Source organism: Telluria sp. PB2R4 (assembly GCF_059685695.1).
In genome coordinates, this window is sequence record NZ_JCASIC010000006.1 from 156,261 (window position 1) to 168,992 (window position 12,732).

The following is a 12,732-nucleotide window of genomic DNA, read 5'->3' on the forward strand; positions in this document are numbered from 1 at the left end:
ATCGTTTTCAGGTCGGCCAGCAGCGCCGAACGTATGTGGGAGCGCCGATGTTAGCGCAATCGTTTTCAAATGGAAAACGATTTTTCACGCGTTCCCAGCCTTTTCATGTGCCTTCCAGTGCCGCAAATATATTAGTTGACAAGTATAAAAGCCCGGGATTAGACTAAAAATGATTGCGATAACATTTATGTTATTGAAGCGTTGGAAGCATCATCTATAGATGTTCTACATAAATTCAGGAGACGATCCATGCACCAGCAGCGAGGCAGCACCTTCCTGCGCCCCGGGCATTCCGGCGGCCGCTTCATTCAATTGACGATCCTCGCCAGCCTGATCTCGGCAGCGTACGCGCAGGAGGCGCCACCGGCCGGCCCGATCCAGACCGTGCAGGTGACCGGTTACCGCGGCAGCCTCGAGACCTCGGCGCGCGACAAGCGCGAAGCCACCGGCTTCCAGGATTCGATCTTCGCCGAAGACCTCGGCAAATTCCCCGACACGAATATCGCCGAATCGCTGAACCGCATCCCGGGCGTGCAGGTATCGCGCGAGATCACGGGCGAGGGCGTCAACATCCAGATCCGCGGGCTGGGCACCAGCTTCACCAAGGTGCTGCTCAACGGCTCCCCGATCGCGGTGGCCTCCACCGGCAGCACCGACAGCCAGAACACCAACCGCGAGGTCGACCTCGACCTCCTGCCGACCGACCTGTTCACCAAGCTCACCGTCAGCAAGAGCCCGACGGCTTCGCTGATCGAAGGCGGCGCCGCCGGCGTGGTCGACATGCGCAGCGCGCGTCCGTTCGACCGCAAGGGCAGCTATGTCGCCGCCAACGTGGGCGGCACCCGCAACCAGGTCGCCGGCAAGTGGGGCAACCGCGGCTCGGTCCTGGCCAGCAAGACCTTCAATAACACCTGGGGCATCCTGGGTGGCGTCGCCTGGAACAAGTCCAAGGTGCAGGCCACCGGCTACGAGACCATCGGTTTCACCAACCCGAACCTGACCGCGGCCCAGAGCAACAGCCCGACCCGCAACAATACCGGCGGCGGCAACTGGACCATCCCGGCCACCGTCCCGAGCAACGCCGGCAACGGCCTGACCCCGGGCGCCGCCATCGACCAGGCCCTGCTGCTGGCGCGTAACCCGGGCCTGAGCATCCAGCAGATCGACAACGCCCTGATCCCGCGCCTGGGCCGCCAGATGGCGCAGTACGGCGACAAGGACAAGGTCACCGCGATCCTGTCCGGCGAATTCCGTCCCAGCGCCGACCTGCACTTCTACGTCGACACGATGTACAGCGAGAAGGACAACGACCTGCAGCGGATCGACACCAACTGGATCGGCCGCAACGGCGCCATCATCCCGCTCGGCCTGAAGGTCGACCGCAGCGATTGCGCGGCCGGCTGCGTGGTCGAAAGCGGCACCTTCGCGAACGCCCAGTTCTTCGCCGAATACCGCCCCTACATGGAGAAGGTGCGCCTGAAGGGCATCAACCCGGGCATGGAATGGCAACTCGGCGACCGCCTCAAGCTCAACGCCCAGCTGAACTACACGAAGTCCGAATTCTCGCGCGAGTCGCCGACCGTGCTGCCGGTGACGCAGGTTAACTCGGGCAATACCGTGAGCTTCACCAACGGCCCGGTCCCGAGCATCGTCAGTTCGATCGACGTCAGCAACCCGGCCAATTACCGGCTCGACACCGCCAACGGCGCACGCGTCAACCTGCAGCAGGAGCTGCGCGAGACCAGCACCAAGGGTCTGCGCAGCGACCTGACCTGGGGCGACCGTGAATTCAGCATCAAGGGCGGCTTTGCCTACGACGACATCCTGCGCCGCATCACCGCGCGCGACAACTCGACCGCCTGGCAGAACCTGATCTGCGGCGGTGTCGCTGGCTGCCAGGGCGCCGGCACGGTCGGTGCGCGCGTCGGCGACTACCTGCGCAACGGCCCGAACGGCCTGATCGAGGTCGACTGGCAGCGCTTCGCGGGCGACACCAACTACCAGCAGCTGCTGAATCAGGCGCCGATCACGGGTGCGGCCAACACCGGCGCGGCCACTGGTTTCATCCAGGAGAAGACCAAGGGCGTGTTCCTGCAGACCGACGGCGTGAGCCAGCTGGCAGGCTTCCAGCTGCGCTACAACGCCGGCGTGCGCTACGTGCGCACCGAGCAGAGCGTGGGCGCCTACAATTCGGTGGCCGATCCGCGCAATGCCGGCCTGCCGCTAGGGGCCACGCCGTTCCCGAACGTGAACCAGTGGGTCTACGTCGACAAGACCTATAACAACACGCTGCCTTCGGCCAGCGCCGCGCTGGACCTGGCGAAGAACGTGGTGCTGCGCGCCTCGGCCTCGCGTTCGATGACCCGCGCCAACCCGGAAGCCCTGCGTCCCGGCATCAACTTCTCCAACCCGTCGGCCGACATCGGCAGCCTGGGTGCACCGGACCTGGCGCCGTACATCTCGGATAACCTGGACCTGGGCGTGGAGTGGTACACCGGCCGCGAGGGCTACCTGTCGGCGACGGTATTCCAGAAAAAGCTGAACGGCTTCACGGTCAACCAGAACAACACCTTGCCCTTCAGCGCCCTTGCGCAGTACGGCGTCACCTACGACAGCATCACCCCGACCATGCAGCAGGCGCTCGACGCTAGAGGCGGCCCATCAAGCGCCAACGTGGTCATGACCTCGCAGCGCAATGCGGGCGGCCAGCTGAAGATCACCGGCCTGGAGCTGGGCTGGGTGCAGCCGCTCGACAAGCTGCTGCCGTGGCGCGGTTTCGGCTTCTCCGAGACCCTGACCCTGATCGACCAGAAGGCGACCGGCGAGGGCACCCAGGGCTTCGTCGCGCTGGGCGTGCCGAAGAAGAGCAACAACTTCCAGCTCTACTACGAGAACCGCGGTTTCATGGCGCGCCTGTCGCACTCCTACTCGCAGGGCAGCCAGGTCTCCGGCCTGAACCAGAACGGTATCGCCGCCGCCGCACTGTACAGCGACGACTTCAAGCAGCTGGACTTCTCCTCGCAGCTGGACCTGGAAAAGCTGCTGGATCGCGACGGCCTGCCGACCCTGAGCTTCGACGTGGTGAATGCGACCGACACCGTGCGCCGCACCTACTTCCAGTTCACGAACGCGACCTTCACCAGCTACAAGCCGGGCCGCACCTTCTCGGTGGGCATGCGCATGAAGTTCTAATGCGCACGGCCTTGCACACTTGCTAACCCAACCCCGCCGGCGCAGCCCCGCCGTCGGGTTCTCGAGATGATCGTTCAGGGGATCATCCTGCGGGGACCAGTGTAGCTAGACGGATTTGCTGCGCCGGGCACTTGGCGACGAGATTGAAGTTGAACTTAATCAATGCATTCAGTGAGCGTCCATCCGGATACATGCGGATGTAGCCACGACTTTTGTGGAAGTGAAACCATCAGTAGTATTAGCGACGTCAGGGAGTACTAGCAGGGCGTTGCAGACGTATAGGAAGGCTGATCGTGAAAACACATCCGTGACCGGGTAGGTTACGTACAGTCAAGGTTCCGCCATCGGCACACACACTTTCTCTTGCGATGGACAGGCCTAAACCAACGCCTGTCTTGTCGTCCCCACGCTGGCTGAATGGCACAAATATGCGTTCTGCGTCGCCTTGGCGCAGTCCACCGCAATGGTCGCTCACCTCGATGAAAACGCGGTCGGTCACCGCATGTGCCCTTAATGTTACCGTCGTATTTGGCAACGTGAACTTCAAGGCATTGCCAATTAGGTTGATCAACGCCCCAAGCAAAAGATCCCGATGGGCCTCTACTGCAAGATGTGGGTCGACCTCTAACGCGACGAGTTGAAGTCCCCGCGCTTCGGCGTCGAGCTGCCCGGCCTCATGGGCTTCGCGAATAAACTCGTCGACAGGGAAAATGGACGGGGTTTCCAGCTGGGCATTGTCGGCTTTCACCTCATCTAAAGCTCGTTTAATTATTCGAGCCATGGCGGCGTGGCTACGTTGAAGCACGGAGCCAGTAGCGCCGCTGACTGACAAATTTCCTGATTTCATGGCCTCCACGGCCAGCATGCCGGAACTCAGCGCATTCCGAAGCTCATGCATCAAGTAGCCTAGACGCTGGTTGCCCTCACTCGTTTGACGCAGCTGGATTGCGATGTCGCGCTGCACACTGAACTCCGTCACTGCGGCCGCGATTGCGTTGTCGAGGCAACGGTTGAGCGTTCGATATTCTTCGATCGAGAATGGAGCGTCGCGTTCAACGGCCAAGTCCGTGACCGCCTGACATAAATCGCCGTAGTCGTGTACGACCTGGTCGAAGGTATAGTCAAGCAAGAGGAGCGCTTTACCATGTGCCAAGGCTGTCACACGTATTTCCGAAACGGCTGCGTGATCGCCTCCTGCCGGTCCGGAAATTCGTACACCCTCCGATGTATCGCCCTCGTCTTCGGCGTCGAGTGTCTGAATCAGCTGCTCAAGAAACATCGAAACACCAGTCTCAAGCTGTTCTTGAGAGGCATTTCGCGCCGGGCGTACGGCGACCTTGGCTGCGCATCGAGCGATCAAATCGGCTCGGTTATTGGCAAGAAAGCTACTTAGCATAGATGCGCCTTCTGGTCGAAAAGTAAGCAATCATTCCGTAGCAATGATCGGGACTACGCGCAGACTAGCGAAAGATCAATCCGAAAGGAATAGTAACCCCAATCGCTTCACTATCTGTCTATCTTCTGCAGAAGAGCAGCAACATCTCTACGAGACCAAGAGCTTGAGCATGGTGCCATGTTGGTTGAATATTCTTGCAGGGCAAGCTTTTAGGTGGAAGGATTGCTTATGCGGATAGCGAACCCGTCATGGCGTCCGCTTCCGACCCGAACGCGGACGTCTATCAGGCTCAGTGCATGGGGCTTGTTGCTCGAAGAGCAGGGAGGATTTCGGATGAGCTGCTCGTAGCGTCAGTTCCGCACGGCGAAATACCTCGCACGCTCCACTGAAGCGCAAAGGTCTGGAGAAGCGTGGAGCAGTGTGGCTGGTACCGCTCCGCTTGATTTTGCGGTCGTTATTACTAGGTAAATGACTTGGGCGAACGATGCCGGCGGCATCGTTCGCGCCTCCCCAGGTGCGACGGTCTTGCGGTTTGCGGGGTAATTGAATGCACCTTAGCGCTCGTCGTAGGGTGAGATCGGAAGGATGTTGCCCTGCTCGTCGTAGTGCAGCTCGGTGAGCTTCACGCTGCGCAGGTGGGTCACGCCTTCCGACAGGCTGCTGTCGTGGTAGAACAGGTAGCTGCGGCCTTCGAACTCGCAGATCGAATGGTGCGTGGTCCAGCCGATCACCGGGCTCATGATTTGCCCGCGGTAGGTGAAGGGACCGTAGGGGCTGTCGCCGACCGCATAGCAGAGCAGGTGGGTGTCGCCCGTCGAATACGAGAAATAATATTTGCCGTCACGCCGGTGCAGCCAGGGCGCCTCGAAATAGCGGCGCGCGTGGTCGCCGGCGATCAGGGGCTGGCCGTCTTCGTCGAGGATCTGCACCGCGCGCGGCGCTTCGGCGAACGCTTTCATGTCGCTGCTCAAGCGCGCCACGCGCGGCGCCAGCGCCGCCTGGTCGGGCGCCGGCTCTTCGTTCGCCGCGTCATGCACGTTGTCGCGGTACTTCTGCAGCTGCCCGCCCCAGATGCCGCCGAAGTACATGTAGAAGTGGCCGTCGCTGTCTTCGAACACGGCCGGATCGATTGAATAGCTGCCTTCGATCGGCTGCGGCTCCGGCACGAAGGGGCCGGCCGGATGGTCGCCGACGGCGACGCCGATCTGGAAGATGCCGTCGGGGCGCTTGGCCGGGAAGTACAGGTAGTATTTGCCATCCTTGCAGGCGGCATCCGGCGCCCACATCTGGCGCTGCGCCCAGGGCACATCCTTCACATGCAGGGCGACGCCATGGTCGACGGCTGGCGCGCCGGGATGCGCGAGCGACAGGACGTGGTAGTCCTCCATGGCGAAATGGTCGCCGTTGTCGTTGAAGGGGATGCCGGCTTCGATGTCATGGGACGGATAGATGTAGATCCTGCCGTCGAAGACGTGGGCCGAGGGGTCGGCGGTATACAGGTGCGTGACGAGCGGTGCGGAGATGGCGCGCGCGCGCAGTTCCCGCACGCGCTCCTTGTCGATGATTTCGGACATGGTTGACCTGGTTTGTCGTTGAAGGGATTCAGTGCTGCACCGACGCCCGGCGCTCGCCGAGTTCGCGCTCGATCTGCAGTTCGACCGGCTTCCTGATGTGGTACAGGCCCAGGATGGCGACGCCGAGCAGGAAAGGAATCGAGGCCCATACGCTGACCGACAGCAGGATGCCGTTCGCCGTCTCGCGCGACTGGTCCGCGAGCGAGGCCTCGTAGCCGTAGTGCGAGAGCAGGCCGGCCACCAGGGCGCCGCCGATGCTCAGGCCCGCCTTGAGGCCGAAGATCATCGCCGAGAACAGCAGGGCGGTCGCGCGCCGGTTGTTCTTCCATTCCGAGTAGTCGGCGACGTCGGCGATCATGGCCCACAGCAGCGGGATCGTAATGCCGTAGAAGAAGCCGTGCAGCAGCTGGCACAGGAACACCGGGCCGATCGACTCGGGCGGGAAGAAATACAAGGCCAGCATGAAGAGGGTCGAGACCAGCAGCGCGGCGCCGAACACGTCGCGCTTGCCGAAACGGTCCGCCAGCGACTTGGAGAAACCGATCCCGATGATCATCATGAGGATGCCGACGGCATTGAACAGGCTGAACCCCGAGGTGGCGGCGTCTTCCGGCCACTGGAAGGCCGTCAGTCCGACGCCCGTGAGTAGGGCGTTCAGCCCGCCGATGAAGGCATTGAACCCGATGTCGTTCAGGAAGGCCGCCACGTGCGTTTCGCTCAGGTAGGCATTGAAGTAGAAGACATACATGCCGCCTTTCAGCGCGAGCGTCACGAACACCAGGATGGTCAGCACCAGCATCACGACCCACGGACGGTTGCCCAGCAGGTCGGCGATGTCCTGGCGGATGGTGGAACGCTGCGACGGCGCCGGGACGATCCGCTCGCGCGTCGTGAAGAAGGTGACCAGGAAGAAGATGGTGCCGACGATCGCGAACACGGTCATCACGTTCTCGAAGCCGCGCGCCTTGTCGCCGTCACCCGAAATCAGTACCAGTGGGAGCAGCAGCACCTGGATGATGAACTGGGCCACCATCACGGCGGTGAAGCGATAGGCCGACAGGCTGTTGCGCTCCGCCATATTGCCGGTCAGGACGCCGCTCAGGGCCGAATAGGGGAGGTTATTGGCCGAGTAGACCAGCATCAGGAGGATGTAGGTCAGCAGGGCATAGATGATCTTGCCGCGTTCGCCGAGGTCGGGCGTGCTGAATGCCAGCAGCGCGGTGAGTCCGAACGGAATCGAGGTCCACAGGATCCAGGGACGGAATTTGCCCCAGCGTGTATGGGTGCGGTCCGCCAGCAGGCCCATGAGGGGATTGAAGCAGGCGCCGACGATGCCGCCCACAAAGATGATCGAGGCCGCGGCGCTGGGGGGAACCTTGTACACGTCGGTGTAGAAGAAGGCGATGAAGGTCAGCAGGGTCTGGAAGATCAGGTTGGCGGCAAGGTCGCCAAGGCTGTAGCCGAGTTTTTCAATGACTCCCAGCCGTGGAGGTGTCGTTCTCTGATTGCTCATGTCGTCTCGGTTATCGTTATACGTCAGGCGTCTTGCGCGCCGAAACCAGTCACTACCATTCATATATCAATAAATGATAGCGCTAGCATTTATCCGAGTATGGCTGAGGCTTAGTACAGAGTCAACTGCTTAGCGGCACCGGAACCTGCCGTTCCGGTGCCGCCATGGTGGATCACTTAGCCAACGATTGCCGGCGGGTCCTTGCGGGTCTTCCACAGCGAGTAGGCGATGCCCGAGGCGATCAGCAGCCCGGTGACGGCCAGCGACAGGGCCGGCGGCACCTTACCGCCGAACACGAAGTCGCCCAGGAAGATCTTCGAGCCGATGAACACCAGTACCGCGGCCAGCGAGTACTTCAGGTAGTGGAAGCGCGCCACCATCGCGGCCAGCGCGAAGTACAGCGCACGCAGGCCCAGCACCGCGAAGATGTTCGAGGTGTAGACGATGAACGGGTCGCTGGTGATCGCGAAGATCGCCGGCACGCTGTCCACCGCGAACACGATGTCGGTGATTTCGACCATGCACAGCGCCAGGAACAGCGGCGTTGCCCACAGCAGCGTCTTGCCGGGTTGGGCCGGGTCTGGCTGGCGCACCAGGAAGTGGTTGCCATGCAGTTCGGGCGTGACGCGCAGGTGACGCTTGAGCCAGGACAGCACCTTGCTTTCGCGGATGTCGTCGCCGCTGGTGTCCACGAAGAACATCCGGATGCCCGTGATGACCAGGAAGGCGCCGAACAGGTACAGGGTCCAGTAATAGCTTTCCACCAGGGCCGTGCCGGCGCCGATCATGATGCCGCGCGTGACGATCACCCCCATGATGCCCCAGAACAGCACGCGGTGCTGGTAGAGCGGCGGGATGGCCAGGGTCGCGAAGATCAGCGAAATCACGAAGATATTATCCAGCGACAGGCTCTTCTCGATCAGGAAGCCGGTGTAGAAGTGCAAGCCCTTCTCGCTGCCGAGCTCATGCCAGACCCACAGGCCGAACAGCAGGCCCGCCGTCAGGTACAGCGCCGACAGTTTGAGGCTTTCCTTGACCCCGATGACGTGGTCTTTCTTGTTCAGGACGCCGAGGTCGAAAGCCAGCAGGACCACGACGATCGTGAGGAACACCAGCCAGGTCCAGGCTGGCGTACCCAACCAGAGTACGTGAAGGAATTCCATGATGGACTCCGTTTACATGGGGATGAAAGCTTCGCTGCCTCAGGCGGCGAAGGCCGCCGTGGTGAAGGCATCCTCGGCGCGGTCCTGGCCGAACCAGGCGCGCGCCGCGCGCCGCACCAGCGTCGACTCGCGGCCGTCCAGGTGGCCGTCGGCATGGACGATGTCGACCATGGTCCTCCACATGCGGATCTGCAGCAGCGGGTCGCGGATATCCTGCAACAAGGCGTCCATCAGCCTCGGGTCGATCTCGACCATGCCGGCAGGCCGGTTGACCGCCGCATCGAGCAAGTCTTCACACAGCTCGCGCAGGGTGCGATCGAAGGTGTCGTCGTCGATCCTGACCTGCTGCAGATACGGGGATGCGTGCATGGCGCGGACTTCGGACGGGCTGACGTGGCCATCGACGATCATGGTCAGGGCCAGGATGCGGCTGACGGCTTCGGGACTATTGGTGTGATAACTGTGCATGGTGGACCTCGCTGTAAAAGTAGTGAAGTCACTATAGAAGCGCGCGTATCTAAAGTAAAATCGATTAATCTTTCGTAAAGCGTAAGTTTTAATTGAGAATTCCATGATCAACTATAAGCACCTGCATTATTTTCACGCCGTGGCCACGCTGGGTACGGTGGCCCGCGCGGCCGAGCAGCTGCACGTGACGGCGCAGGCGATCAGCATGCAGCTGCAGGTGTTGGAAGAGCAGCTTGGCGAAGAGCTGTTCAAGAAGAAGGGACGGGTGCTGGAACTGACCGAGGCCGGCAAGACCGTGCTGCGCTACGCCGTGCAGATCTTCGACCTCGGCAACGAGCTGGAGCAGGCCGTGCGGCGCGGCGCCTTCAACGGCGACGAGACGCTGCGGGTCGGCATCTGCGACGTGATCGCCAAGACGCTCGCCTTCCGCCTGCTGCAGCCGGCGCGCGAAGCCGGCCTGGCGATGCGCCTGATCTGCCACGAAGGCCGCTTCGAGGACATGCTGCTCGAGCTCACTGCGCACAAGCTCGACCTCGTCATCGCCGACCAGGGCCTGCCGACCGGCGGCGCGGTACGCGGCTTCACCCATTTGCTGGGTTCGAGCACCCTGACCGTGTTCGGCCATCCCGAGCTGTGCGCCGCCTGGCCCGGCGCCTTCCCGCAGCGCCTGCGCGGCGCGCCCTTCCTGCTGCCGGGCCAGGATGCGGCCATCCACACCCAGCTGAAAAGCTGGTTCGAGAGCCACGAGCTGCGCCCGATCACGGTGGGCGAATTCGATGACGGCGCGCTGCTGAAGTCGTTTGCCCGCGCCGGCGCCGGCTTCATGGTGGCGCCGACGGTGCTGTTGGATATCGTGCGCTCAGAGAACGGGCTGGAGGCCATCGGGACGATCGACAGCATCGTCGAGCATTTCTATGCGGTGTCGGTGGAGCGGCGGGAGCGGCATCCGGCGGTGCGTCGGATCCTGGATGGGGCGGGGGCGGTGTTCGGCACGGCAGGCTGACAAGGACCTGGGCCGGTTGAAAGCCGGTACGGCGATCAATTCAGTCTGTCCGGCGCAAGACCGGTCAGTGCCATGCTCGCCCTGCCATGGCACCATCTTCTGGAGACGGACAGATGGCGTGTGCCACCTGTTCCCGGATTTTCCACAAGGGCGCACAAACGCCGCATCCAGGAGCTTTACATGGCCAAGAACGGACTTCCCGCACTGCTTCGCCCCGAAGACAGTATCCTCGTGCTCATCGACCACCAGCCCTACCAGTTCGCGAACCTGCACAGTCACGAACCGACCATGATCGTCAATAACGTCGTCGGCCTGGCCAAGGCCGCGAAGATCTTCCAGGTCCCGACCATCCTCACCACGGTCGTCGAGGAGCGGGGCGGCAATCTGATCAAGGGGCTGCAAGACGTGTTCCCCGACCAGAAACCGATCAATCGCACCTTCATCAATACCTGGCAAGACCCCAAGGTCACCGACCTGGTGAAGAAGAGCGGCCGCAAACAGCTGATCCTGGCGGCCCTGTGGACCGAGATCTGCCTGGCCATGCCGACCATCCAGGCCCTGGGCGAAGGCTACGACGTGTTCATCGTGACCGATGCGTCGGGCGGTGTGTCGGCCGAAGCGCACGACATGGGGGTGCGCCGAATGGTGCAGGCCGGCGCCGTGCCGATCACCTGGATGGCGGTGATCTCCGAGTGGCAGCGTGACTGGGCGCGGGTGGAGTCGGCCACCGAGCTGTCGCAGGTCGTGCTGGAGCATGGCGGCGCAAGCGGCGTGGCGCTGGCCTGGAAAATACAGCTGCTGCAAGCGGCGGCCCAGGCCTGATCCCCGGGCCAGGCATGCACGGCTCGCTTGCCTAGCCGATGCGATCCCTGCGCCAGGCCGACGGCGTCGCGCCCGTCAGCTTGCGGAAGGTCCGGCCGAAGTGGACGGCGTCCGCGAAGCCGGTCGCTTCAGCCACGTCTTCGAGGGAACCGCGGGTGTCGAGCAAGAGTGCCTTGGCGCGCTCGATGCGCGCCTGTAGCTGCCATGCGTAGGGCGCCAGGCCGGTGGAGGCCTTGAACGCCCGGTGGTAGTGCGATTGGGACAAGCCGGCGAGCTTGGCCAGCGTGGCCAGGTCCACCCTTGACGGCAGGTTCGCTTCGAGGAAGCCCAGCGCATCGCTCAACTGCAGTGGCGACAGTTTGGTCGGGGCCTTGGCAGGCGGTCGGTTGCCGCGGTACAGCCGGATCGCAATCGAGGTCACGAGCGCGTCGCCGTAGAGCTGCGCGGACGGATCCGGATCGCCTACTGCGCCCGCCAGCAGCTTGATGAGCGCGAAGATGCCATCGTCGCTGAACCGCAGCCGCGGGGTGTTGGCGAGGTCGCGCCATCCCTCGATCGCGCAGTGCTCGCCGAGCGCGTCGATATCGAAGCACAGGTTGATGTCACGGACGTAGCGTATGTCGGCGCAGTACCCCCATAGCTCCATCCCCGCGGGTGTGAAGTGCATCTGGCGTGGCTTGTAGTCGACCGGGCAGGGCGCATCGCTGCGCAGCCGCGGCTCGCTGCGGCCTTCGCCGACTTCGTCCAGGATCATGCCCAGCCGCGACTGCTCATCGTGTGGCAGCTGGTGCAGCACCCGGCCGGTGCAGAAAAACTCGGAGATTACGACGGCCACGCCATTCCAGGTGCGGCTGACGCTGGTCACATCGAGCAGGTTTTCGGGAAGTGCGGTCTGGTTTGCCATGAGAAGAACCGGGAGTGGATGATGAGCTTGTAGGTGGTCAGTCGCCGCATCACTTGCATGACGCGCGATGTCATGTTTTCGCATTCCGTTTTCTGAATTCCGCGGCCTTGTGCCGGTTGCCGCAGACGGCCATGCTGCACCAGCGCCGGCGATGCGATTTCGTACGATCGTAGAACCACAAGACGCAGTCAGGATGTTCGCATTGGCGTACCAGGTCAAAGTTCCCTTCCGCCAGCAGGAGGGCGAGTGCTTCGGCAACCGTGCCCAATGCCGTCGCAGGCGATGGGTTCTCGACTTGCCTGACCAGGCAGGGGCCGTCATCGGGCCAGGACAGCATGGGAACCGAGCGCAGCGCTGCCAGATACCGGTTCAAGGCCGCCGGATCGCCACGGCCGCCCTGCTTGCGCAAGCCGACCAGTTCACGCGCGATGCGACGCAACTCGCGTGCGCGGTCCAGCAAGGAAGGGTCATCATCCTTCCCGACCTCGCCGCACGCGATGCCGACTTGTTTGAACCACCGCAGCACATCGTCGTTCGTACGCCAGAAGTCATGCAGGAAAGCGCCATTCATCGCCTGCGTATTGATCAGGTCGAGCGCCACATGATCGCCTACCAGGACCGGTTCGACCGGCTCAGCTGCGCCTTCGCTTGACAAGGAATTCATTCAATAACCTCAAAAAAACAATTTGACAGGTTA

General features: G+C 62.5%; 10 protein-coding genes. 3 read left to right on the forward strand and 7 right to left on the reverse strand.

What is annotated here, in order from left to right; genetic code table 11:
- Positions 1-249: 249 nt before the first annotated feature.
- Positions 250-3,192 carry a TonB-dependent receptor gene (locus AC56LU_RS12320; protein WP_497175891.1) on the forward strand — a complete coding sequence of 981 codons (2,943 nt, stop codon included), beginning with the start codon at positions 250-252 and terminating at the stop codon, positions 3,190-3,192.
- A gap of 247 nt (positions 3,193-3,439) precedes the next feature.
- Here the strand turns inward: AC56LU_RS12320 and AC56LU_RS12325 are convergent, their stop codons facing one another.
- The 5 genes from AC56LU_RS12325 to AC56LU_RS12345 form a co-directional block, all read right to left on the reverse strand.
- The gene (locus AC56LU_RS12325; protein WP_497175892.1) at positions 3,440-4,588 is read right to left on the reverse strand and encodes a sensor histidine kinase; all 1,149 of its coding nucleotides are present in this window, start codon (positions 4,586-4,588) and stop codon (positions 3,440-3,442) included.
- A 554-nt stretch (positions 4,589-5,142) separates the two neighbouring features.
- A complete protein-coding gene (locus AC56LU_RS12330) occupies positions 5,143-6,162 on the reverse strand; it encodes a glycoside hydrolase family 43 protein (protein WP_497175893.1) in 1,020 nt (339 codons plus the stop codon).
- Between the two features lie 28 nt (positions 6,163-6,190).
- Entirely contained in the window at positions 6,191-7,675 is a 1,485-nt protein-coding gene (locus AC56LU_RS12335) for an MFS transporter (RefSeq protein WP_497175894.1), read from the reverse strand.
- Positions 7,676-7,851: 176 nt separating this feature from the next.
- Entirely contained in the window at positions 7,852-8,838 is a 987-nt protein-coding gene (locus AC56LU_RS12340; RefSeq protein WP_497175895.1) for a TerC family protein, read from the reverse strand.
- Positions 8,839-8,877: 39 nt separating this feature from the next.
- The gene (locus AC56LU_RS12345; protein ID WP_497175896.1) at positions 8,878-9,306 is read right to left on the reverse strand and encodes a tellurite resistance TerB family protein; all 429 of its coding nucleotides are present in this window, start codon (positions 9,304-9,306) and stop codon (positions 8,878-8,880) included.
- 103 nt (positions 9,307-9,409) lie between these two features.
- On the opposite strand from AC56LU_RS12345, the gene AC56LU_RS12350 reads away from it, so the two are divergent.
- Positions 9,410-10,309 carry a LysR family transcriptional regulator gene (locus tag AC56LU_RS12350; RefSeq protein WP_497175897.1) on the forward strand — a complete coding sequence of 300 codons (900 nt, stop codon included), beginning with the start codon at positions 9,410-9,412 and terminating at the stop codon, positions 10,307-10,309.
- Between the two features lie 180 nt (positions 10,310-10,489).
- Positions 10,490-11,131 (forward strand): hydrolase, encoded by a 642-nt coding sequence (locus tag AC56LU_RS12355; protein ID WP_497175898.1) that lies wholly within the window; start codon positions 10,490-10,492, stop codon positions 11,129-11,131.
- Positions 11,132-11,162: 31 nt separating this feature from the next.
- On the opposite strand, the gene AC56LU_RS12360 is transcribed toward AC56LU_RS12355, so the two are convergent.
- Entirely contained in the window at positions 11,163-12,035 is an 873-nt protein-coding gene (locus AC56LU_RS12360) for a helix-turn-helix domain-containing protein (RefSeq protein WP_497175899.1), read from the reverse strand.
- Between the two features lie 70 nt (positions 12,036-12,105).
- Positions 12,106-12,699, reverse strand: a complete 594-nt coding sequence (locus AC56LU_RS12365) for a CGNR zinc finger domain-containing protein (RefSeq protein ID WP_497175900.1) — start codon at positions 12,697-12,699, stop codon at positions 12,106-12,108.
- Between the last annotated feature and the right edge of the window lie 33 nt (positions 12,700-12,732).

Excerpts from the sequence above, each read along its gene's own strand:
- AC56LU_RS12325 (WP_497175892.1), bottom strand. The coding sequence starts at position 4,588 with ATGCTAAGTAGCTTTCTTGCCAATAACCGAGCCGATTTGATCGCTCGA.
- AC56LU_RS12340 (WP_497175895.1), bottom strand. The coding sequence starts at position 8,838 with ATGGAATTCCTTCACGTACTCTGGTTGGGTACGCCAGCCTGGACCTGG.
- AC56LU_RS12330 (WP_497175893.1), bottom strand. The coding sequence starts at position 6,162 with ATGTCCGAAATCATCGACAAGGAGCGCGTGCGGGAACTGCGCGCGCGC.
- AC56LU_RS12355 (WP_497175898.1), top strand. The coding sequence starts at position 10,490 with ATGGCCAAGAACGGACTTCCCGCACTGCTTCGCCCCGAAGACAGTATC.
- AC56LU_RS12320 (WP_497175891.1), top strand. The coding sequence starts at position 250 with ATGCACCAGCAGCGAGGCAGCACCTTCCTGCGCCCCGGGCATTCCGGC.
- AC56LU_RS12360 (WP_497175899.1), bottom strand. The coding sequence starts at position 12,035 with ATGGCAAACCAGACCGCACTTCCCGAAAACCTGCTCGATGTGACCAGC.
- AC56LU_RS12350 (WP_497175897.1), top strand. The coding sequence starts at position 9,410 with ATGATCAACTATAAGCACCTGCATTATTTTCACGCCGTGGCCACGCTG.
- AC56LU_RS12365 (WP_497175900.1), bottom strand. The coding sequence starts at position 12,699 with ATGAATTCCTTGTCAAGCGAAGGCGCAGCTGAGCCGGTCGAACCGGTC.
- AC56LU_RS12345 (WP_497175896.1), bottom strand. The coding sequence starts at position 9,306 with ATGCACAGTTATCACACCAATAGTCCCGAAGCCGTCAGCCGCATCCTG.
- AC56LU_RS12335 (WP_497175894.1), bottom strand. The coding sequence starts at position 7,675 with ATGAGCAATCAGAGAACGACACCTCCACGGCTGGGAGTCATTGAAAAA.